19 protein-coding genes are annotated in these 22,439 nt (G+C 60.4%); 14 read left to right on the top strand and 5 right to left on the bottom strand.

The genetic code is table 11. From position 1 onward, the window contains the following. The first annotated feature begins 82 nt into the window (after nt 1–82). Nucleotides 83–2,257 (top strand): transglycosylase domain-containing protein, encoded by a 2,175-nt coding sequence (locus P8S53_RS01450; RefSeq protein ID WP_277805397.1) that lies wholly within the window; start codon nt 83–85, stop codon nt 2,255–2,257. Between the two features lie 23 nt (nt 2,258–2,280). Here P8S53_RS01450 and P8S53_RS01445 read toward each other — a convergent pair whose 3' ends face one another. Further along, nucleotides 2,281–3,060: a zinc-ribbon domain-containing protein gene (locus tag P8S53_RS01445; protein ID WP_277805396.1), complete on the bottom strand. Its 780-nt coding sequence runs from the start codon at nt 3,058–3,060 to the stop codon at nt 2,281–2,283. A gap of 179 nt (nt 3,061–3,239) precedes the next feature. Between P8S53_RS01445 and P8S53_RS01440 the strand changes: the two genes are divergently transcribed. The 10 genes from P8S53_RS01440 to pdeM all read left to right on the top strand — a co-directional run bounded on the left by P8S53_RS01440 (nt 3,240) and on the right by pdeM (nt 14,583). Then, the gene (locus P8S53_RS01440; RefSeq protein ID WP_277805395.1) at nt 3,240–3,911 is read left to right on the top strand and encodes a cell division ATP-binding protein FtsE; all 672 of its coding nucleotides are present in this window, start codon (nt 3,240–3,242) and stop codon (nt 3,909–3,911) included. Further along, nucleotides 3,908–4,780, top strand: a complete 873-nt coding sequence (locus tag P8S53_RS01435) for an ABC transporter permease (protein ID WP_277805394.1) — start codon at nt 3,908–3,910, stop codon at nt 4,778–4,780. The genes P8S53_RS01440 and P8S53_RS01435 overlap by 4 nt, the downstream gene beginning before the upstream one ends. Further along, nucleotides 4,780–5,508, top strand: coding sequence for a 1-acyl-sn-glycerol-3-phosphate acyltransferase (locus P8S53_RS01430; protein WP_277805393.1), 729 nt, complete (start codon nt 4,780–4,782; stop codon nt 5,506–5,508). The genes P8S53_RS01435 and P8S53_RS01430 overlap by 1 nt, the downstream gene beginning before the upstream one ends. Before the next feature lie 3 nt (nt 5,509–5,511). Next, nucleotides 5,512–6,117, top strand: a complete 606-nt coding sequence (locus tag P8S53_RS01425) for a pyridoxamine 5'-phosphate oxidase family protein (protein WP_277805392.1) — start codon at nt 5,512–5,514, stop codon at nt 6,115–6,117. Nucleotides 6,118–6,276: 159 nt separating this feature from the next. After that, nucleotides 6,277–8,010 carry an AMP-binding protein gene (locus P8S53_RS01420; protein ID WP_277805391.1) on the top strand — a complete coding sequence of 578 codons (1,734 nt, stop codon included), beginning with the start codon at nt 6,277–6,279 and terminating at the stop codon, nt 8,008–8,010. Between the two features lie 4 nt (nt 8,011–8,014). After that, nucleotides 8,015–8,920: a bile acid:sodium symporter family protein gene (locus P8S53_RS01415; RefSeq protein WP_277805390.1), complete on the top strand. Its 906-nt coding sequence runs from the start codon at nt 8,015–8,017 to the stop codon at nt 8,918–8,920. Between the two features lie 80 nt (nt 8,921–9,000). After that, nucleotides 9,001–9,999: a ligase-associated DNA damage response exonuclease gene (locus tag P8S53_RS01410; RefSeq protein ID WP_277805389.1), complete on the top strand. Its 999-nt coding sequence runs from the start codon at nt 9,001–9,003 to the stop codon at nt 9,997–9,999. Next, nucleotides 9,996–11,564 (top strand): cisplatin damage response ATP-dependent DNA ligase, encoded by a 1,569-nt coding sequence (locus tag P8S53_RS01405; RefSeq protein WP_277805388.1) that lies wholly within the window; start codon nt 9,996–9,998, stop codon nt 11,562–11,564. Before P8S53_RS01410 ends, P8S53_RS01405 begins: the two co-directional genes overlap by 4 nt. Continuing rightward, the gene (locus P8S53_RS01400; RefSeq protein WP_277805387.1) at nt 11,561–13,936 is read left to right on the top strand and encodes a ligase-associated DNA damage response DEXH box helicase; all 2,376 of its coding nucleotides are present in this window, start codon (nt 11,561–11,563) and stop codon (nt 13,934–13,936) included. The genes P8S53_RS01405 and P8S53_RS01400 overlap by 4 nt, the downstream gene beginning before the upstream one ends. Then, nucleotides 13,933–14,583 (top strand): ligase-associated DNA damage response endonuclease PdeM, encoded by a 651-nt coding sequence (pdeM, locus tag P8S53_RS01395; RefSeq protein WP_277805386.1) that lies wholly within the window; start codon nt 13,933–13,935, stop codon nt 14,581–14,583. The genes P8S53_RS01400 and pdeM overlap by 4 nt, the downstream gene beginning before the upstream one ends. Here the strand turns inward: pdeM and secA are convergent. Next, complete coding sequence (gene secA / locus P8S53_RS01390) at nt 14,555–17,251, bottom strand: preprotein translocase subunit SecA (RefSeq protein ID WP_306417853.1); 2,697 nt, start codon at nt 17,249–17,251, stop codon at nt 14,555–14,557. The two genes, pdeM and secA, sit on opposite strands and share 29 nt — an antisense overlap. Before the next feature lie 240 nt (nt 17,252–17,491). Between secA and P8S53_RS01385 the strand changes: the two genes are divergently transcribed. From P8S53_RS01385 to mutT, 3 genes are all read left to right on the top strand, one after another. Beyond that, complete coding sequence (locus tag P8S53_RS01385; RefSeq protein ID WP_277805384.1) at nt 17,492–18,331, top strand: peptidylprolyl isomerase; 840 nt, start codon at nt 17,492–17,494, stop codon at nt 18,329–18,331. Nucleotides 18,332–18,401: 70 nt separating this feature from the next. Then, nucleotides 18,402–19,721, top strand: a complete 1,320-nt coding sequence (gene argJ, locus P8S53_RS01380; protein WP_277805383.1) for a bifunctional glutamate N-acetyltransferase/amino-acid acetyltransferase ArgJ — start codon at nt 18,402–18,404, stop codon at nt 19,719–19,721. Beyond that, nucleotides 19,718–20,116, top strand: coding sequence for an 8-oxo-dGTP diphosphatase MutT (gene mutT, locus P8S53_RS01375; RefSeq protein ID WP_277805382.1), 399 nt, complete (start codon nt 19,718–19,720; stop codon nt 20,114–20,116). The genes argJ and mutT overlap by 4 nt, the downstream gene beginning before the upstream one ends. 453 nt (nt 20,117–20,569) lie before the next feature. Here mutT and P8S53_RS01370 read toward each other — a convergent pair whose 3' ends face one another. The 3 genes from P8S53_RS01370 to trxA are packed head-to-tail and all read right to left on the bottom strand — an operon-like array spanning nt 20,570 to nt 22,326. Next, nucleotides 20,570–20,752, bottom strand: a complete 183-nt coding sequence (locus P8S53_RS01370) for a Trm112 family protein (RefSeq protein ID WP_277805381.1) — start codon at nt 20,750–20,752, stop codon at nt 20,570–20,572. Further along, complete coding sequence (locus tag P8S53_RS01365) at nt 20,749–21,390, bottom strand: LON peptidase substrate-binding domain-containing protein (protein ID WP_277805380.1); 642 nt, start codon at nt 21,388–21,390, stop codon at nt 20,749–20,751. Before P8S53_RS01365 ends, P8S53_RS01370 begins: the two co-directional genes overlap by 4 nt. A gap of 27 nt (nt 21,391–21,417) precedes the next feature. Further along, entirely contained in the window at nt 21,418–22,326 is a 909-nt protein-coding gene (trxA, locus tag P8S53_RS01360) for a thioredoxin (RefSeq protein ID WP_277805379.1), read from the bottom strand. Nucleotides 22,327–22,439: the final 113 nt, after the last annotated feature.

Genomic DNA, 22,439 nt, shown 5'->3' with positions numbered 1-22,439 from the left:
TGTGCAATGGCAAAAGGGCGACAAAATTGGCAGTATGCCAAGATGGAATTGTAATGTGTTTGGGTTGAGCAGGTTGGTTGGAATGGGTGGTGCGGGAAATAAGCGCGGAAATCTGGTCGCGGATAAGCGGGGCGCAAAACCTGCGCCGCGGTCCAAAGGCACAGGAGCCACGTCCAAGCCCGCGCGCGGGTCGAAGCCGGCACGCGCGCGGGCATCGTCGGGCAATTTTATAACCCGCTTTTTCGGGGGGTTGTTCCGGTTCATCTGGCGCGTGGTCTGGGGTGTGTTCTGGCGCACAACGGCTGTTGTCGCGCTTATTCTGGCGGGTGCCACATTCTACTTCTATGCCAACATGCCACCCCTTGCGGATTTGCTGGATGCGCGTGCGCGCGGATCAGTCACCATGATGGACCGCGACGGCACCGTTTTTGCGTGGCGTGGTGAATCATTTGGCGGGGCCATTACCGCAGATACCGTGTCGCCCTATCTGAAGAATGCCATCATAGCGACAGAAGACAGGCGCTTTTACTGGCACTTTGGCGTGTCCCCGCGCGGTATTGCTGGCGCGATCCGGTCGAACATGTCGTCAGGGCGCAGTGCGTTTTCGGGTGCGGGCGGTTCCACCATCACGCAGCAGGTTGCAAAACTTCTGTGTCTTGGTGTGCCCTTTGATCCTGATGAATGGGAATCAGAAGCGGCCTATGAAGCTGATTGCCGTCGTGGCACTGTCTGGCGCAAGATCAGGGAATTGCCCTATGCTTTCGCGCTGGAAGCCAAACTTTCAAAAGATGACATTCTGACAATCTACATGAACCGCGCTTTTCTGGGGGCGGGGTCGCGCGGTTTTGAAGCGGCAGCGCAGCGCTATTTCGGGCGTTCTGCAAATGAGGTCGGCCCCTCCGAGGCCGCGATGCTGGCCGGTCTTCTGGTTGCGCCATCCTATTATGCGCCCACCCGCAACCTGACGCGCGCACAGGCGCGGGCCAATGTCGTGATCAACCTGATGCATGAACAGGGGCTTTTGACCGATTACGAACTGGCAGAGGCGCGGTCCTATCCCGCAACCTTGTCGGATTCTGCCGAAGCGCGTCGTGGCATCCATTTTGCCGACTGGCTTATGCAAAGTGGTCCTGCCTATCTGACGCGTGACACAACGGAAGATGTGCTGATGCGCACCACCTTTGATGCGCGCCTGCAAGCCGCCGCAGAGGATGCTGTCACCGATGTGTTTGAAAACCGTGTCCGCGAAGGGTCCGAGGCCGAAGTGGCCGTGGTTGTCATGTCCGCAGACGGGGCCGTGCGCGCCATGGTCGGCGGGCGTAACCCGTCCGTTGGCGGGTTTAACCGCGCAACACAGGCGATGCGGCAGACCGGTTCGGCGTTCAAGCCGTTCCTGTATGCAGCCGCGCTGGAAAACGGGTTTGAGCCGTTCGATATTGTCGAAGATGCGCCGCTTACCATCAATATTCCGGGGTCCGGCCCATGGTCGCCGCGAAACTACACCGGCGATTTTCACGGGTTTGTCACCTTGGCCGAAGCGTTGGCCAAGTCACTGAACACCCCTGCGGTGCGCATATCTGAAGCTATGGGGCGTGATCAGGTGCGCGCTGTCGCCAATCAGTTCGGGCTGCGCAGTGAACTGGCCGAAGGTCCGGCGCTGGCCCTTGGGGCATCGGAATCCACGTTGTTGGAAATGACTGCTGCCTATGCGGGTATTCTGAACGGTGGCAGTGCCGTACGCCCGTTTGGCATTCACGATCTGACCCTTATGGGGGAATCAACGCCCCTGTTCGGGGCCAATACCGGAATCAGTGACCGTGTTATCACCGAGCATTCGGCGCAACTGCTGACATGGATGATGAGCCGTGTTCTGGAAGATGGCACAGGGACCCGTGCGCGCCTGCCCGACCGGCAGGCCGCTGGTAAAACGGGCACAACGCAGTCCTTTCGTGACGCGTGGTTCATCGGCTTCACAGCGGATTATGTCACCGGGGTCTGGATGGGGTATGACGACAATTCGCCGCTGACGGGCGTAACCGGCGGGGGGCTTCCGGCCGAAATCTGGCGCGAAGTCATGACACGCGTGCATCAGGGCATGCCCGCACGCGATCTGCCGATGCTGGAGCCGCAGCGCCCCGTCATGGATGAACCCGCCGACCAGAATTTCCGCGCGGCCCCCGAACCTGCGCGCGGCCCTGCGTCATCACTGGATGACACCATTCGCGGGATACTGGGGTCTATTTTCGGCGGAAACTGATCTGGCGTATCAGGGCTGGCCCGTCAAAACCGTGCCAGAATACTGTGCAACCCGTCGCGGGCCGTATCGATCGCGCCAACATAGCCCTGCACGACAGGGGCAGATGCGGGCAGCACGTCCACCAGTTGCGGGGCCACGACATACAGCCCGACCATTAGCGCCGCCAGAACGGGCGGCACGATGAAACCGCGCCAAAAGCTGCGTTGCCGTGCCTGCGTGGTCTGGGGAAGCTGGAAATCACCGCGATTGCGGGCCTCGCCTGCGGGTTCCAGCGTGGCGCTGATATCATCAATGTCGGGAAATGCGGATTGTGTGCCAGCAGATGAATGCGGCGTGGACACAGTATCGTCGTCCGATGATGTATCAGCCCCTGCCGACGGCCACGGTGCCCCCCCCAGCAAGCCAAGGTCGGGTTGGGATTGCAGGCCTTCTGCTTCGCGCTGGCGCTGGCTTGCTTCGAACTGCGCTTCTTCGCGCAGGACATCGGCAACAGACGGGTCCAGTCTGCGCGATTTGGGTTTTGGTGCCGTATCAGCACGTTCTGTGTCTTCGGGTGCAGGGGTTGCGGCGCTTTCTTCCGTTGCAGGGGCTTCGGTGCTTTCGGCGTCGTCGTCCGGGGTCCGGTCCTGCGCATCGGGTGCGCGTTCAGCGGGGTCGGGGGGTGCCGGTGGGGCTGTCGCGCTGGCCGGATGCTGAAACCAGATATGGCTGCACGCCGAGCACTGCACCTCTCGCCCTTCTGCGGGCAGCAGGTCTGGTTCGATTTCGTATTGCGCAAGGCAACTTGGACAGGTGATACGCATCAATAGATCCTTCGCCTTGCGAAATGCAGGATTGGCGCTGTTCGTCATCTATTGTAGCAAGCGATCAGGCGTGTTCCAAGGTATTGCTGGCCTGACCGGACAACAGAAATGACCGGAATGGCACCAGCGATGATGTTTGTGACGGCGCGTGCAGTGTAGAAGACAAGGATGGGTGCACTATGATCGCATTTCAGGATGTTGCCCATGACTATGGTGGCGGGCCATTATTCCGCAACGCGACCATAACTTTGGAAAAAGGCAGCTTCCATTTTCTGACCGGCCCTTCGGGGGCGGGCAAAAGCACGTTTCTGAAACTTTGTTATGGTGAACTGCGCCCCACATCTGGCAGTGTCGCCCTGTTGGGGCAGGACATGAACACAATGTCGCGCGACGATCTGGCCCGCACCCGCCAAAGGATTGGAATTGTGCATCAGGATTGCCAGTTTCTGGACCATCTGACTGTCGAGCAGAATGTGGCGCTTCCCTTAAGTGCGACAGGGCGCACCGTGTCGCAGGACAATCTTGCAGACCTGCTGGGCTGGGTCGGGCTGGCAGGGCAGGCCCGCGCGCTGCCGCCCACCTTGTCTGGGGGGGAACGGCAGCGCACGGCACTTGCGCGCGCCATCATTGCCTCGCCCGAGGTATTGCTGGCGGATGAACCGACGGGCAATCTGGATTGGGACATGTCCCAGCGTCTGGTGTCCCTGATGGTGGAGTTGAATCGCATGGGCACAGCGGTTTTGATTGCAACGCATGACATGAACCTGATCCGCTTTGTGAAAACGCAAGTGTCTGCGCGGGTCTTGCGCATCGCGCGCGGCGAGGTGCAGACAGCCGGTGCGGATTTATGAACCGCTATCAGGTGTCCCGCCTTGTGGTGCCACGCAGCGGGCGGGGCGTCTGGCTGGTCGGTTTAAGTGCGGGTGCAATGGCCTTTCTGGCGGTGTTTGCGCTGGCGTTGTCGGTTTCGGCGGCGCGGCTGGCGCAGAACTGGCAGACGGCATTGGCCCAGACTGCGACTGTGCGCATATCTGCCCCGCCCGAAGAAATGGTGGAACAAACCGCCATTGTGATGGAAGTGTTGCGCACCACCCCCGGCATTGCTGACGCCCGCGAAATGACGGATGAGGAACAGGCGGGCCTGCTGGAAGCGTGGCTTGGTCCCGATCTGCCGCTGGATGCGCTGCCCTTGCCGCGCCTGTTAGATGTGACCGAAACCCCGGGCGGGCCGGACAGGCAGGGTTTGCGCCTGCGGCTGTCTGCCGAAGCGCCGGGTGCGGTTTATGATGATCACACGCGCTGGCGCAGGCCGCTGGCCGAAGGGGCTGCGCGGTTGCGCCAGTTGGCGAACCTGTCGCTTGTGCTGATCGGGTCGGTGATGGCGGCGATTGTCATGCTGGCGTCCAGCGCGTCGCTTGCGTCAAATGCGCAGGTGATCCGCGTGCTGCGGCTGGTGGGGGCGCAGGACCGGTTCATCGCGCAGGCGTTTGTCCGGCGCATGACCCTGCGCGCCACCTTGGGTGCGGCCGCAGGGGCCGCGCTGGGGGCCATTGCAATGCTGTTGCTGCCTGATCCCGCAACTGGCAGCAGTGTCCTGTCGGGGTTGGGGTTTCAGGGCATGGGCTGGTTGCTGCCGGTGTCCCTGCCTGTCGTGACGGCTATTCTGGCCTGGGCTTCTGCCAAGGCAACGGCCTTTGGCGTTCTGAAAGGAGTTACCTGATGCGCTATGCGGTCCAATGGGTCCGGTCTGTGATTTTCATTGCGCAGATGTATGTTGCAATGCTGGTTCTGGCGGTCGCATTCGCGCCCCTTGCGCTGGTGCGGCGGGATATGGCGCTGCGGGCGTGCCACAGCTTTTGCCATTATGTGCGCTGGTCCGCTGCATGGATTGCGGGACTGCGTTCCGAAATTCGTGGCACTGTGCCCGATGGCGCTGTTCTGGTCGCGGCCAAGCATCAGTCGTTTTTTGACATTATCCTGATATTCGGGGCATTGCCGCGCCCGCGCTTTGTGATGAAGAAACAGTTGAAATGGGCACCGCTGCTGGGCTGGTATGCCATGCGTATCGGTTGTGTGCCCGTTGATCGCGGCAAGCGCGGGTCTGCGATCAAGGACATGATGAAACGTGTCGCGGCAGGGCAGGAAGAAGCGGGGCAGCTGATCATCTATCCGCAGGGAACCCGCGTCGCGCCGGGTGCAAAAGTGCCCTACAAGGTGGGCACGGCGGTTCTGTATGACCAGATGCGCGGGGAATGCGTGCCGGTTGCCACGAATGTGGGCATGTTCTGGCCAAAACACAGCCTGTATCGCAAACCCGGTCTGGCGGTGGTGGAATTTCTGCCACCCATTTCAGCGGGCCTGCCGCCGCGCGAATTTCTGGTCCAGATGGAAGCGGTGATCGAACAGCATTCCGACAGATTGATGGCAGAGACGCAGAACAAGGGGTAAGATATGGAATATATGCAGTCGATCGCAGAACTGGAACGCCATTACGGGCAGCCCGCCCCCGCCAGCCTGTTGAAAGTTGCGGACAAGATCACGCCTGCCTATCGCGCATGGATCACGCGCGCGCGTTTTTGTGTCCTGTCGACCGTGGGGCCGGATGGGGTCGATGCAAGCCCGCGCGGCGATGATGCCGCCGTGGTGCGTATTCAGGATGAGCGCACGCTACTGTTGCCGGACTGGCACGGCAATAACCGCATCGACAGTTTGCGCAATATCGTCACGGATGGCCGCGCATCCCTGATGTTTGTGGTGGCAGGCGCGCAGAATGTCATCCGCGTGAATGGTTGCGCGCATTTGACGGCGGATGCATCCCTGCTTGCCAGTTTTGAACGGCAAGGCAAGCAGCCCCGTTCGGTCATCGAATTTCGGGTGTCTGCAATTTATTTTCAATGTGCGCGTGCCATAATACGCGCGCGTTTGTGGCTGGATGGTGATCAGTCACATGATCTTCCCAGCATGGGTGACATTCTGTCCGAGCTGGCGCGCGGTGAAATTGACGGTACCGAATATGACCGCGAATGGCCGGAACGCGCACGCACGACCATGTGGTAGCCCCTTGAACGTGCCCGGAAGCCGGGCTTGCGGTGAAGTGACGCAAGGTTTTTTTCAAAATGCCCCCGCGTCGACTGAACGTCAGGGCTTGTTTGCATTGCTATAGTGGGGAATGTTGACCTAACGCCTGTATCGAAAACGCGGGTGAGGGAGGATACCTTGAACAACACCGCACCAGACCGTCCATGGCTGGCGGCATATGGCAGCGACATATCGCCCATGCTTGCCCCGTCGCCCTATGCCAATCTGGCTGAACTGGTGCAGGATGCCTGCACGAAATTCGCCAGCAAAAAAGCCTTCACCTGTGTTGTGCCAAATGGCATGAGCGGCACCCACACATTCGCGCAAGTGGGCAAGCTGTCGGACGAATTTGCCAGTTTCCTGCGCCATGAATGCGGTTTGAAACGGGGCGCGCGGGTGGCGGTGCAACTGCCCAACGGGCTGGCCTATCCGGTGGCGGCCTTTGGTGCGTTCAAGGCGGGCTGCGTTCTGGTCAATACCAACCCGCTTTATACCGCATCCGAGATGACACATCAGTTCAATGATGCCGGGGTCGAGGTTCTGGTCATCAGCGACATGTTTACCGATAAACTGGCCGAAGTGATTCCGCAGACCGGCATTCGTCATGTTGTGCTGGCAGGTGTGCCCGAATTTTTCCCGCGCGTGCCGGAATTCATAATTCGCGGCGTCCAGAAAGTCTGGACACGCAGCCTGCCGCCCGTGCCCAAACTGGGTGTGCCGGTCCTGCGCATCCGCGATGCGCTGCGCAAGGGGCGCGCGCATCCCAAAGTCACCGATTGGGATGTATTGAAACCCAATGATCTCGCCTTGTTGCAATATACCGGCGGCACAACAGGTGTGGCCAAGGGCGCAATGCTTAGCCATGGCAATATTCTGGCCAATCTGGAACAGGTGCGCGCCATGGGGTCGCATCATATGACGGGCAAGGATTGCGTGCTCACTGCGTTGCCTGTCTATCATATCTTTGCCTTTACGGCCAATCTGATGACGTTCTTTGCACTTGGGGCGCGCAATATTCTGGTGCCTTCGCCGCGCCCTGTGCAGAATATCCAGCGGGCGCTGGAAAATTACCCTGTGACATGGATTACCGGCGTCAATACGTTGTTCAACGGGCTGATGAATGAAGAATGGTTCGCGGCCTATCCGCCGAAAACCCTGACCGCAGCCATCGCGGGCGGCACGGCCCTGCATGGCGCCGTGGCTGAACGCTGGCAAAAGATCACCGGCACCCGCGTGGCCGAAGGATACGGGCTGACCGAATCTGCGCCTCTGGTGACATTCAATCCGCTGGAACAACCCATGCGCGCTGGCTCTATCGGGGTGCCGGTTCCGGGAACGGACGTTGCGCTGGTCGATGACAATGCCGACCCTGTAGAGGACGGACAACCCGGCGAATTGCTGGTCAAGGGACCGCAAATCATGCTGGGATACTGGAACCGCCCTGATGATACGGCCAAGACGGTGCAGAATGGCTGGCTGTTCACCGGTGACGTGGCCACGATGGACGAAGACGGCTATCTGCGCATCGTGGATCGCAAGAAAGACATGGTTCTTGTGTCGGGCTTCAATGTCTACCCCAATGAGGTCGAGGATTGTCTGGCCAAACTGCCCACAGTGCTGGAAGCCGCTGTTGTCGGCACACCAGACGCAAAATCGGGCGAGGCGGTGCGCGCCTATGTCGTGCGCAACCCCGACCAGCCGGATGAATTGACCAAGCAGGATGTGATTGCGCATTGCCGCAAATATCTCGCCGCCTACAAGGTGCCCAAAAGCGTGATTATCCGCGATGACCTGCCGAAATCCCCTATCGGGAAAATCCTGCGCAAGGACCTGAAGGCCGAAGTGCGCGCCGAATTCGCTGGAAAGGTCTGACGCCATGCTGACAGAACTGGAAACCACGCTACTGGGTATCATGATGATGGTGATTATGCTGGGCATGGGGGCCAGCATGACACCGCGCGATTTTCTGATCGCCTTTCGCAAGCCCAAGGGCATTATGGTAGGTCTGCTTAGCCAGTTTGCGGTTATGCCCTTTCTGGGGTTCCTGCTGGCGGTGTTGCTGGGCCTGCCGCCTGCGCTGGTCGTGGGGCTGTTGCTGATTGCCTGTATGCCGGGCGGCACAACATCGAATATATTTGCCTATTTCAGCAAGGGCGTGCTGGCCCTGTCCATTATGATGACTACCGTGTCCACGCTTGCGGCTGTGGTCATGGTGCCGGTTCTGCTGTCGTTTTACGGCGGGCTTGCGGGTGTGGGGGCGGATTATGTTATCCCGCCGGGCAATGTGGCGCAAATTCTGGCCGTGTTGCTGGTGCCCACCATGCTGGGCATGATCTTGCGGCGGATGAACCCGAATGTGGGCGCGACCGTGGAATTGATCGGGTCTTTCATGGGGGTGGTGGTGATCTTGTTCCTGATCATCAGTTGGGTGCCGCGCAATTACCAGTTGCTGCTGGACACGCCCGCGCCGATTTATGCAGCAACCATCGGCATTGGCCTGATTGGCATGTTGTTTGGCTATTGGGTTGCGCGGGGGTTGGGGCAGGATACCAACCGCGCCCGCACCATCAGTCTGGAAACGGGCATTCAGAACGGCCCGCTGGCGGTGCTGGTCATCACGCTTAGTTTCGCGGCGGCGCAGCAACAGGCGGTGCTGCTTATTCCGGTGCTGTATTCGCTGTTCATTGTGCTGAGTTCCACCGCAGTGATGCTGTGGTATCGCCGCAGCGCGACGCGCGAAGCGCTGGCCCGTGATGCGGCCAAGGTCATACAGGACGCGTGATCACGGCTTGATTTTCTGCGCCCCTGCCACATTTTGCGGTTGTGCAGGGGCGGGCCCTGTCATGAAATGCAGGGGGGTGAATGGACCCTATTCTGGTTCCAAAACCTGAAGGACTGTTTTGTCCGGCGGGCGGGTTCTTTATTGACCCTGTGCGCCCTGTGGCGCGTGCGCTTGTCACCCATGGCCATGCCGACCACGCCCGCGCGGGCCATGGGGCCGTGATGGCCACGGCGCAGACACTGGATATCATGGCGCTGCGCTATGGCGCGGAATTCACCCAAAGCCGCCAGCCTTATGATGGGCCGGTGCGTATTGGTGATGTGACAGTCAGCTTTCACCCTGCTGGCCATGTGCTGGGATCGGCGCAAATTGCGGTCACGGGGGCGCAGGGGCGCATTGTTGTGTCGGGCGATTACAGCCGCGTGCCAAACCCCGCTTGCGCGCCGTTTGAACCCGTGCCCTGCGATATCTTCGTGACCGAAGCGACATTCGGCCTGCCAGTGTTCCGCCATCCCGACCCGTTGGGTGAAATCGCCAAACTGCTGGCATCTGTGCGTGCGCAACCTGACCGCGCGCATCTGATTGGGGCTTATGCGCTGGGCAAGGCGCAGCGTATTATCATGTTGTTGCGGCAGGCAGGCTATGACGGGCCGATCCATATTCACGGTGCGTTGCAAAAACTGTGCGATTATCACATGGCCCAAGGCGTGGCGCTGGGGGATTTGCGGCCTGCCACCCTTGAACGCGGGCGCAAGCCGGATTTCGCGGGCGCGATCGTGCTTGCGCCGCCATCTGCCTTTGCGGCCACATGGGCGCAGCGTTTTCCCGATCCGGTCATTTGCTTTGCATCGGGCTGGATGCAGGTGCGCGCCCGCGCCCGCCAGCGCGGTGTTGAATTGCCGCTGGTCATTTCCGACCATGTGGACTGGCCCGACCTGACGCGCACCATCACCGAACTGGACCCCGCGCAGGTCTGGGTCACCCATGGGCGCGAAGACGCGGTCATGCGCTGGTGCAGCCTGAACGGGCGCGCGGCCCACCCCCTGCGCCTGATAGGTTATGAGGACGAGGCAGAATGACAGGCGGTCTTGCGGCATTCGCGCGGCTGCTGGAACAGCTGGCCTTTACCCCGCAGCGGTCGGGCAAGGAACGGGTGCTGGCCGACTGGTTCGCCACCCAGCCCGACCCCGAACGCGGGCTTGCACTGGCCGCCCTGACCGGTGATCTGGATCTGCGGCAGGTGCGCCCGTCCCTGTTGCGCGGGTTGGTGTCAGGCAGGGTCGATGCCGAACTTTTTGCCCTAAGCTATGATTTCGTGGGTGATCTGGCGGAAACCCTAGCGCTGATCTGGCCTGTGGACGGCCAAGAGAACCCGTCATTGGCCGATGTGGTGGGGCAGTTGCGCGACACACCCAAAGCGCGCCTTGGGGATGTGATTGTGGCGCTGCTGGACAATCTTGGCCCGTCACAACGCTATGCGTGCCTGAAACTGGCGACAGGGGGCTTGCGGGTTGGGGTGTCGGCGCGGCTGGCGCGCACGGCATTTGCCAAATGGGCCAACCTGCCCCTGACCGAGGTCGAGGAGATATGGCACGGCCTGACGCCCCCCTATCTGGACCTGTTCGCATGGGCGCAGGGTGGCGCGAAGCCTGAATCCGCGGCCTACGCCCCCTTTCGCCCCGTCATGCTGTCAACCGCATGGGATGCAGGCGCCATGGCGGCCCAGTCCCCTGCCGATTTTGCGGCGGAATGGAAATGGGACGGCATTCGTGTGCAGGCGGTCAGTGACCGTGGCACGCGGCGTCTGTATTCCCGCACCGGCGAAGATATATCAAACGCGTTTCCCGATGTGCTGGCCCTGCTGGAATTTGACGGGGTGCTTGACGGGGAATTGCTGGTCCGGCGCGGTGACACAGTGGCCCCGTTCGGGGAGTTGCAGCAACGCCTGAACCGCAAGACCGTCAGCGCCGCCATGCTGCGCAGCCACCCTGCCGGATTGCGCGTCTATGATGTGCTGGTCTGGCAGGGGCAGGACATGCGCGCCCGACCCTATGATGCGCGCCGTGCGGTGCTGGACGCGGCCACCCCCGCGCTGCCCGCGCAGATTGACCACTCGCCAAGGCTGGATTTCACGACATGGGACGATCTGGCCGCCCTGCGCGCCAACCCGCCCGATCCGGTGATCGAAGGGGTGATGATTAAGCGCCGCGCCAGCCCCTATATCGCGGGCCGCGCCAAAGGGCATTGGTTCAAATGGAAACGCGATCCGTTCGTGATTGACGCCGTGTTGCTGTATGCGCAGCGCGGGCATGGCAAGCGGTCGGGCTATTATTCGGATTTTACCTTCGGGGTGTGGGACGGGGATGTTCTGGTGCCTGTCGGCAAGGCGTATTTCGGGTTCACCGACGCGGAACTGAAGGCGCTGGACCGCTTCGTGCGCGACAACACAACCGACCGCTTCGGCCCTGTGCGCGCGGTCAAACCACTGAAGGTGGTCGAGGTTGCGTTTGAAGGGTTGAACCGGTCGCCGCGCCACAAATCCGGTGTGGCCATGCGCTTTCCGCGGATCAGTCGCATCCGCGATGACAAACCCGCAGCACAAGCGGACACGCTTGAAACCCTGCAAGAACTGCTGCCGAAATGACATTGCCGCCCGCTGTTCAGGACTGGTTTGCCGCCCAGGGCTGGCAGCCCCACCCCCACCAGATTGCGCTGGCGGGCACAGATTGCGACACGTTGCTGATTGCGCCCACCGGCGGGGGCAAGACCTTGGCCGGTTTTTTGCGCAGCCTATGCGATTTGCGCCAGCCCTATACGGGGTTGCACACGCTGTATGTGTCGCCGCTCAAGGCGCTGACCCATGACATTGCGCGCAATCTGGCGCGGCCCGTCGCGGGGCTGGGGCTTGATATCCGCGTTGAGGACCGCACCGGCGACACCACCGCCACGACCCGCGCGCGCCAGCGTGTTGACCCGCCGCATATTTTGCTGACCACACCGGAATCGCTGGCGCTGATGCTGTCCTATCCGGAAGCGCCGCGCATTTTTGGCACGCTGCGCCGTGTCGTGATTGACGAAATCCACGCATTGGCCGAATCCAAGCGCGGCGACCAGCTTATGCTGGGGTTGTCGCGTTTGCGCAGCCTTGCGCCTGCGCTGACGGTCACGGGCCTGTCGGCAACAGTGGAAAACCCGCCGGCGTTGGCCGCGTTCATGGGTGGTGCGCAGGTTTTGCACGCGGACCCCGGCCCCGCGCCTGATATTGCCATGCTGCCGGTCACCGCACCCCCGCCATGGTCGGGCGCAGGCGGGCATTATGCCGCGCGCGATGTGATGCGCGCGATTGAAAATGCGCGCATGACACTGGTGTTCATCAACACCCGCGCGCAGGCGGAATTGTTCTATCAGGCGCTGTGGGCCGTGAATGACACCAACCTGGCCATCGGGCTGCACCATTCCAGCCTGTCGCGCGATGTGCGCGCGCGTGCCGAAGCGGCCATGGCCGCCGGACAGTTGCGCGCCATGGTCTGCACCGGCAGTCTGGATCTGGGCATTGACTGGGGCGATGTCGATCTGGTGTTGCAGGTGGGTGCGCCCAAGAATGTCAAACGGCTGGTCCAGCGTATCGGGCGGGCAAATCACCAGTATAACACGCCATCACGCGCGCGGATCGTGCCTACCAACCGGTTCGAGGTGCTGGAATGCGTGGCCGCCCTGCAAGCCGTAGCGCAAGGCAAGCTGGACGGCGATGCGCGCCCCGCAGGCGGGCTTGATGTTCTGTGCCAGCATCTTCTGCTGATGGCCTGTGCGGGGCCGTTTTGTCCAGATACCCTGTTCCATGAAATCACGCGCGCCGGTCCCTATGCGGCTGTGACGCGCGCTGCATTCGATGCCTGCGTGGAATTTTGCGCCACGGGTGGTTATGCGTTGCGGGCCTATGACCGGTGGCAAAGGCTGGTTCTGCGCGGCGGGCTGTGGCAGTTGCGCGACCCGCGCGTGGCGCGCGACATTCGCATGAACATAGGCACCATCACCACGCCCGAAACGCTGAAAGTGCGCCGCAAGGGGCGCGGCGGCATGCCGTTGGGCGAGGTGGACGAGGGTTTTGCCGCCAGCCTGACACCCGGCGACACATTTCTGATTGGCGGGCAGACAGTGCGCTATGACACGCTGCGCGATATGGTGGTCGAAGTGACCCCGCAACCCGCCCGACAGCCCAAGATTGCAGTTTTCGGCGGGTTGAAGATGTCCACATCCACCCTGCTTAGCGACCGTGTGCTGGCCCTGATTGGCGATCCGGCGCAATGGGGTGCGCTGCCGCAAATCACGGCGCAATGGCTGCGTCTTCAGGCGGATATATCGCAACTGCCCAAACCCGGAACGCTGACTTGCGAAACCTATTCGCGCGGGGGGCGGGCGTATTTTTGTCTGTATGGGTTTGCGGGCTACAATGCGCATCAAACGCTGGGCCTGTTGCTGACGCGCCGGATGGAAGGGGCGGGCCTTGGCCCTTTGGGGTTTGTGGCCACTGATTATGCGGTTCTGGTCTGGTCGCTGGACCCGGTGACAGACCCCGCGCCCTTGCTGGACCCGCATGGTTTGCGCGACGGTCTGGCCGACTGGCTGGCCGAAAATGCCGTGATGAAGCGCAGTTTCCGCGCGGTGGCCACGATTGCGGGTCTGATCCAGCGCAACTTACCCGGCAAACGGAAAACCGGCAAACAGGCCACATTTTCCAGCGATATCCTGTATGACACCTTGCGCAAATACGACCCCGACCATCTGCTGCTGCGCATTACCCGCGATCAGGCGGCGCATGGGCTGGTGGATTTCGGCCGTATTGAACAGATGCTGCGCGACCGCCCGCAGATTGTGCATACCACATGCGCGCGCGTGACGCCCCTTGCCGCGCCCCTGATGCTGGAGGCAGGGCGTGTGCCCATTCGCGGGCTGGGTCATGAACGCCTGCTGGATGAAGAAGCCGCGCGCATGCTGGCTGATGCGGGGCTGGCATGAACGGGTATGACGTCACATTCGCACACGCCCGATTCATTGCGCGCCCCACAGGCGCGCTATGGTGGCCCGCGCAAAACGCATTGATCGTGGCAGACCTGCATCTGGGAAAATCGGCACGCATGGCGCGGCGAGGGGGCGGCCTGCTGCCCCCGTTTGATGCGCAAGACACCCTGCACCGGCTGGCGCAGGACGTGGGCGCAACCGGGGCCGCGCAAACCATCTTGCTGGGCGATACATTCGATGATGATGATGCGGCGGGGGACGTGACGGCTGGGCCGCACTGGCAGCGATTGCAGGACATGACGCAACTGGTGTCCATCAGCGGCAATCACGATCCGGCCCATGGTGCGCCGGACGTCACGCTTGCGGGCATTGCCCTGCGCCATCAGGCCGCCCCGCACGGGGCCCCCGATATTTCAGGCCATTTCCACCCCAAATTCAAACTGGCAGGGCGCGGATATGCAGCGTTTCTGGTGGGCAGGGATCATCTGATATTGCCCGCCTTTGGCACTTATACGGGGGGGTTGGATGCAAACAGCCCCGTGTTGACGGGGCTGGTCGGGCCGGGACTGGCCATTTTGACAGGGCGCGTTGCGCGGGCTGTGCCTTATGGGCAGATCAGGCCAGCCGCCCGTGGCAATGCTTGAACTTCTTGCCGGACCCGCAAGGGCATAGATCATTGCGACCGGGGTTGCCCCATGTCGCGGGGTCGGCTTCGTCAAACCCGTCAACAATGGGTGCGGGCGCTTCGCCTGCGTTTTCTGCGGCAACCTGTGCATTATGCTGTTGCAGGGCCATACGCTGCAACATCGACTTCTGTTCTTCTTCTGACAGCGGACGGATGCGCGACAGATAGGCCGACACATCTTCGCGCAGCGAATTCAGCATCGCTTCAAACAGCAGGAACCCTTCGGCCTTGTATTCGTTCAGCGGGTCTTTCTGGGCATATCCACGGAAGCGCACGGCAGACCGCAAATGATCCAGCGTCATCAGATGTTCGCGCCACTTGCGGTCAATGGTTTCCAGCAGGATCTGCTTTTCCAGATTGCGCAGCGTATCAGACCCGAACTGCTCCTGCTTCTGTTCCATCAGCGTATCAGACGCTTCGCAAAGCCGTTCACGCACCACGTCCTGATCGACGCCATCTTCCTCGCCCCATTCCACAACAGGCAGGTCCAGACCCAATTTGTCGCGCACGGCGGTATTCAGCGCGTCCATATCCCATTGTTCTGCATAGGAATTGTGCGGCATATGTGTGTCGATCAGGTCATCGACCACCTGATGGCGCATATCTTCTATGATTTCGGACAGATCATCCGCTTCCATGATGTCGCGGCGCTGCTCAAATACAACGCGGCGCTGTTCGTTCATCACGTTGTCATATTTCAGCAATTCCTTGCGAATGTCAAAATTGCGGGCCTCGACCTTGGCCTGTGCCTTCTCCAGCGATTTGTTGACCCATGGGTGAACAATGGCCTCGCCTTCTTTCATGCCAAGGGTGGACAGCACTTTTTCCAGCCGCTCAGACCCGAAAATGCGCATAAGGTCATCTTCCAGCGACAGGAAGAATACAGAACGCCCAGGGTCACCCTGCCGCCCGGAACGGCCGCGCAGCTGGTTGTCGATGCGGCGGCTTTCGTGGCGTTCGGTGGCCAGAACGAACAGGCCGCCTGCCGTGATGACCTTTGCCTTTTCTTCCGCGACTTCGGCCTCGATGCGGGCGCGCAATTCGGCGGGGTCGGCATCCGCGTCCGCGTCCGCGTCCAGCGCCTGCATCACCTGCATGTCGACATTGCCGCCCAACTGAATATCGGTGCCGCGACCGGCCATGTTTGTGGCGATGGTCACCGCGCCAAAGCGGCCTGCATCGGCCACGATCTGCGCTTCCTGTTCGTGCTGGCGTGCGTTCAGGACATTATGCGTGATGTCTGCCTTCGTCAGCAGGGCGGATAATTCTTCGGATTTCTCGATAGATGTGGTGCCCACAAGGATGGGCTGGCCCTTTTCATGCGCGGTGCGGATTTCCGACAGCACACCATCCAGCTTTTCTTGCGATGTGCGATACACCTGATCATGTTCATCCAGACGCGAGATTGGCAGGTTGGTCGGGATTTCGACCACGCCAAGATCATAAATTTCGCGGAATTCCGATGCTTCGGTGGATGCCGTGCCCGTCATGCCCGCCAGTTTTTTATACATGCGGAAGTAATTCTGGAACGTGACCGAAGCGTAAGTTACGTTTTCGGGCTGGATGGCAACGCCTTCCTTGGCCTCGATCGCCTGATGCAGGCCTTCGGACAGGCGGCGCCCTGCCATCATGCGCCCTGTAAATTCGTCGATCAGCACAACCTGCCCGTCGCGGACAATGTAGTTCTGATCCTTGTGGAACAGTTTATGCGCGCGCAGGCCCTGATTGACATGATGCACAAGCGATGTTGATTCAGGGTCGTAAAGGGATTGTTCTTCGGTCAGCAGGCCCGCTTCGCGCAACTGTTCCTCGATAAACTCGTTGCCGTCCTCGGTCAGGGTCGCATTGCGGATTTTTTCGTCGATGGTGAAATGCTCGGCGGCCAGATTCGGAATCAGCTTGTCGACCTGGACATACAGATCACTTTTGTCTTCCGCCGGGCCGGAAATGATAAGCGGCGTGCGGGCCTCATCAATCAAGATGCTGTCCACCTCGTCGACGATGGCGAAGGCATGGCCGCGCTGGTTCATGTCGTCCAGACGCATGCGCATGTTGTCGCGCAAATAGTCAAAGCCCAGCTCGTTATTGGTGGCATAGGTCACATCGGCGGCGTAGGCGGCTTTCTTTTCGGCATCGGGCTGTTGGGAATAGACGACGCCGCACCGCATACCAAGACGTTCAAACACCTTGCCCATCCATTCGGAATCGCGTCTGGCCAGATAGTCGTTGACGGTTACGACATGCACGCCGTTGCCTGTCAGTGCGTTCAGATAGGCAGGAAGCGTGGCCACAAGGGTCTTGCCCTCGCCGGTTTTCATTTCGGCGATATTGCCCTGATGCAGGAACATGCCCCCGATCAACTGCACGTCAAAAGCCCGCAGCCCCAGTGCGCGGCGTGCCCCTTCGCGGCAGTTGGCGAAGGCTTCGGGCAGAATGGCGTCCAGCGACTCGCCGTTTGCGACGCGGGCTTTCAGTTCTTCGGTCTTGGCAACAAGCCCTTCATCGGACAGGGCCTGAAACTCTGGCTCCAATGCGTTGATTGCTGCAACAATCGGGCGGGCTGCTTTGACCTTGCGGTCATTTGCAGTGCCGAAAACCTTTTTCGAAATCGCGCCCAAACCCAGCATTCTGTCTCCGCCTCGTTCCATCTGATGCGACCCGTTTTGACGGCCGCTAAAGAAATCGTCATGTTGCACTAATGCTGCCGGGGTTGTCGGAACGCGCTGGCTTCCATAGAAGGGCATGTGAACCGCGCGGCCCCTAGCAATGCAGAACCAGTCTGCGATGTAATGGTCGACCCCAAAAGTGTCAACGATGTGCGCCTGTCGCACAGGGAAAGGAACAAGAATATGGGCAGATTTACACGAATGAGTGTTGTTCTTGCGGCAGGGCTGGCGTTTTCCGCGCCCGCCATTGCGCAAGATGACGTAACGCGCGACACGGTTCTGGCAACCGTGAACGGCACCAGCATTACATTGGGCCACCTTCTGGCTGCCCGCGATGTGCTGCCCGAACAGTTCCGTGACCTGCCCCCTGATGCGCTGTTTGAACCGCTGGTCGAGCAACTGATCGAGCAGACGGCCATCATGCAGCAGGCCGAGGGCACGCTGAGTGCGCGCGAACAGATCATGCTGGAAAACGAACAGCGCGCATTTGTCGCCAACGCAGCCCTGTCGCGTGTCGCAGAAGGTGCGGTCACTGATGACATGATCGACGAAGCCTATGGCGCATTTGTAACCGAGTTTGACGGGCAGGAACCGACGCCGGAATATAATGCATCGCATATCATCGTCGAAACCGAAGAAGAGGCCGCAGCCCTGCGCGCCGAGCTTGATGACGGTGCGGATTTTGCCGAACTGGCCCGCGAGCATTCGTTCGACGGTGCGGCTGCAAATGGCGGGTCGCTTGGCTGGTTCGGACCGGGCGCCATGATCCCGGAATTCGAAGAAGCTGTCGAAGCGCTGGAAGTTGGCGAATATATGGGCCCGCTGGAAACCCAGTTCGGCTGGCATCTGGTGTTGCTGAATGACATGCGCATGTCGCAGGCACCGGAACTGGAAGAAGTGCGCGAAGCACTGGTTCAGAATATCCAGCGCGAAGCCGCTCAGGCAGAGCTGGAGCGCGCGACCGAATCCGCCACGATTGAACGCGCCTATGAAGGGCTTATGCCCGATGTCATGAACCGCTCAGAGCTTCTGGACGACTGACAGGACTGGGTGTAACCTGACAGCACAGCGCCGACCCGGTTGCGGGTCGGCTTTTCTTTGGGGAAGTGTGATGGCCGCGAAAAAGAAGCTGAAGAAAAAGATCAAATCGCTGAAGGCACAGGTAAAACAGGCCGCGCAAGGCGTGGCCCGGAATGCACCTTTGGTGTCGCCGCTGGCACCAGCGCAATTTCCAGACCTGCCTGCCATCCGGGGGGTGCGACTGGCCACGGCGGCTGCGGGCGTGCGCTACACAGGGCGCACCGATGTCATGCTCGCGGTGCTGGACCCGGCTTCGGTTGTCGCGGGCACCTTCACCCGTTCTGCCACACGGTCGGCATCGGTGCTGGATGCACAGGCCAAGATCGCGGGCGACGGCACCGAAGGGGCCGCTATCCTTGTCAATTCCGGTAACGCAAATGCGTTCACCGGCGCGGCGGGGGTGGACTCCGTCAAGGCGCTAAGTGCTGCGCTGTCGCAAAAGCTGGGCTTGCCAGCCACGCGCGTCTTCACATCCTCGACCGGTGTGATCGGCGAGACGCTGCCGCATGACCGTATTGTTGGTGTGCTTGATGAATTGATACCTAGCCTGTCCGGTGCGGCCTTGCAGGACGCGGCCCGCGCCATCATGACAACCGACACGTTCCCCAAAGGGGCCAGTGTCACCACCGACATTGACGGTTCGCCCGTCACGATTGCGGGTTTTGCCAAAGGGTCCGGCATGATTGCCCCCGATATGGCAACGATGCTGGTCTATATCTTCACCGATGCAAAGATCACGCGCCCTGTCTTGCAGTCCATTCTGTCGCAGCAGACTGACCGCAGTTTCAACTGCATTACCGTGGACAGCGACACATCAACATCGGATATGGTGTTGGTTGGGGCCACAGGGCAAGCCGACATGCCCGTGATTGATGATGCCGCCAGTGACGCAGCCCGCGCGTTTTCAGACGCCTTGGGCAAGGTCATGCTGGATCTGGCGCATCAGGTCGTGCGCGATGGCGAAGGGGCCACAAAATTTGTGGAAGTGTCCGTATCCGGCGCGCGTTCCGACGCCGATGCGCGCAAGGTCGCCATGGCGATTGCGAATTCACCCTTGGTCAAAACCGCAATCGCGGGCGAAGATCCGAACTGGGGCCGTATTGTCATGGCCGTTGGCAAATCCGGGGCCGAGGCCGACCGCGACCGCCTGTCCATCCGGTTCGGGCCGCATCTGGTGGCGTTTCAGGGGCAGGTTGCGCCCAGCTATGCCGAACAGGTGGGCGCGGAATATATGCGCCAGCAGGACCTGGTGATCGGGGTTGACCTGCGCCTTGGCGTGGGCGCGTCAACGGTCTGGACCTGTGATCTGACGCACCGGTATATCGACATCAACACGGATTACCGTTCGTGAAGCTGGTTCTGGTTTCTGCCGTTGCGCTGATAGATGCTGACGGGCGCGTTTTGCTTGCACAACGCCCCGAAGGCAAATCCATGGCGGGCTTATGGGAATTTCCGGGCGGCAAGGTGGAAGCGGGCGAAACCCCCGAAACGGCGCTGATACGCGAGTTGCACGAGGAACTTGGCATAAACACATCGTCTAGCTGCCTTGCGCCGCTGACATTTGCCAGCCACGCCTATGATGATTTTCATTTGCTGATGCCGCTATTTGCCTGCCGCAAATGGGACGGGCAGGTGCAATCGCGCGAAGGGCAGGCGCTGAAATGGGTGCGCGCCGCAAATTTGCGGGACTACCCCATGCCCGCCGCAGACCTGCCCCTGATACCGATTCTGCGCGACTGGCTGTAAACCCCCGCACAGCGTGTTTCCAAATTCTGAATTTGACACGCCAAAGCCCAAAACCATTTCTATTTTGGAAACAATGGCCAGCGCCTTTGTCAAAAACTTTGTCAGAATTAAGGAAGTAGAAAGGTCCAAGCGTTGTTTTGGTGGCGAAATCTGGCAAATTGGTTTCAACGCTGGTTCGGCAGACTAATTTTGCGGAACACGGCACTGCGAAAAAGGACTGGACCATGATACGCACGATCAAAATAGGCAAATACATCACCGCTCAGGGTGTTTTTGTGCGCGCGTTGGGGAATGGCCACATTGTAATTCGGGCAGGGAAGCAAACGCTTACTGGCCGCCCGATCTCCGCCCGTATCGCCTGACCAGCGATACGTTTACTGCTCGGATCGCCCTGACCCAACGGTCAGGGCGTATCTATTTCAAGCCGCTTTATTCGGGTGTTTGTTGCGAAAGTCAATCAACTTCGCGGGCTTCATCCACCAGCATGATGGGAATGCCGTTGCGGATGGGAAAGGCCAGATGCGCCGCCTTGGACACAAGTTCCTGCGCCTGCGCATCATAGCTTAGCCTGCCTTTGGTTAGCGGGCATACAAGGGCTTCCAGCATGCGCCTGTCGAAATTCTGGCGTTTGGTCATTGCATCGCCTCGTCCGGGCCGCCGCGCAGCGCGAATTCCATCAATGTGACCAGCGTTTCGCGCCTTGTTGTCAGCGACGGGGCTTCCAGCAGGGCCTGTTTGTCGTCGGGTTCCAGCGGGCACAGCATGGACAATGAATTGATCAGCAGTTCATCATCCGCTTCGGTCAGGCTGTCCCAATCGGTCGATAGGCCATGAATGGTAAAGAAACGCTTCAGCACATCGAAGAACTTGTCGCGGTCAAACCCGCTGTCTTGTTCGTCGTCGCCGCAATCGCGCTCGAACCCTTCCCAGTTTACTTCTGCGCGGCGATAGGGTGTGAAACCCGACACTTCCTGACGCAGACGAAACCGTGAAATACCTGTCAGCGTGATCATATACCGCCCGTCTTCGGTTTCCGAAAATGCGGTCAGACGACCGGCACAACCGATGCTGTGCAACGCCTTTTCGTCGCTTTGCGGAACACTGCGCGGCTGGATCATTCCGATCAGCCGCTGGGGTGTTTTCATGCAGTCATCCAGCATGGCCAGATAACGGGGTTCAAATATATGCAACGGCAGCCGGGCGCGGGGCAACAGCAACGCCCCCGGCAGCGGGAACACGGGAATCAGGTCAGGAAAATCTTTTATACGCGCCATGAAGTTGAACCTAACCCGCAAACCAGCTTAGGCAAATATCATCGAGCTAAGTTTGCGCCGTCCCTTGGCCGCAAGCGGGTCATTCGGCTTCAATGCATCAAAGATCGTGAACAACTGCGCCTTGGCAGCGCCATCTTGCCAGTCGCGGTCACGGCGGAACAATTCCAGCAATTCATCGATTGCGGCTTCGATCTGGTCGGTTGCATACAGCGCTTGCGCCAGATCGAACCGCGCCTGATGGTCATCAGGGTTCGTCTGAACCTGTGCGCGCAGGTCGTCCACCGGCCCCGCACTTTCGGCCTGACGGGCAAGGGCCAGCTTTGCGCGCGCGGCCTCCAGCTCTGTGGTGGTGGCGATGGCGGCGGGGACATTTGCGATCAGGGCCTCTGCCTGATCCAGATTTCCGGCGGCGATATGGGCGCGGGCCAACCCGCCAAAGGCGCGTGCGTTCTCAGGCTCTTCTGCCAGAACGGCGGCGAAAACCTGCGCCGCATCCGTGGCCGCACCCTGTTCCAGCATGTTCTCTGCCTCATCCAGTGCAGCGTCCAGCCCGTCATCCCCCCCGGAAAGCGCCGCCAGCTTGGCCACAAATTCCTTCAATGCGGCGGGGGGCTGTGCGCCTTGAAACCCGTCAACCGGCTGGCCCTGATGAAAGGCATAGACGGTCGGAATGGATTGAACCCGCAACTGACCGGCGATTGCCTGATTTTCATCGATGTTGATCTTGACCATGCGCACCTTGCCACCGGCGGCGCGAACTTCTGCTTCCAGCGCGGGACCAAGGGTTTTGCAAGGCCCGCACCATGGCGCCCAGAAATCGACGATAACCGGCACGTCCTTGCTGACTTCGATAACCTGCGTCATGAAATCACGGTCTGAACCGTCGGTGATCAGGGTTTCGTCGGCTGCATTTTTGCCTGCGTTCAGTTCCAGCATTTTCGCCCTCTGTATTGCTATTTTGCCTTATATGGGCAGTAGATGTGCCAAGGCCAAGGGGGTGGCCCGTTTCAGTTGGCATATCGTGCTTGATCGCGTGGGGCAAAGAAAAA

It is taken from the genome of Roseinatronobacter sp. S2 (genome assembly GCF_029581395.1).
GTDB lineage: Bacteria > Pseudomonadota > Alphaproteobacteria > Rhodobacterales > Rhodobacteraceae > Roseinatronobacter.
Note: the sequence above shows the minus strand (reverse complement) of the source record. Positions and strands in the feature narration are given on the sequence as shown.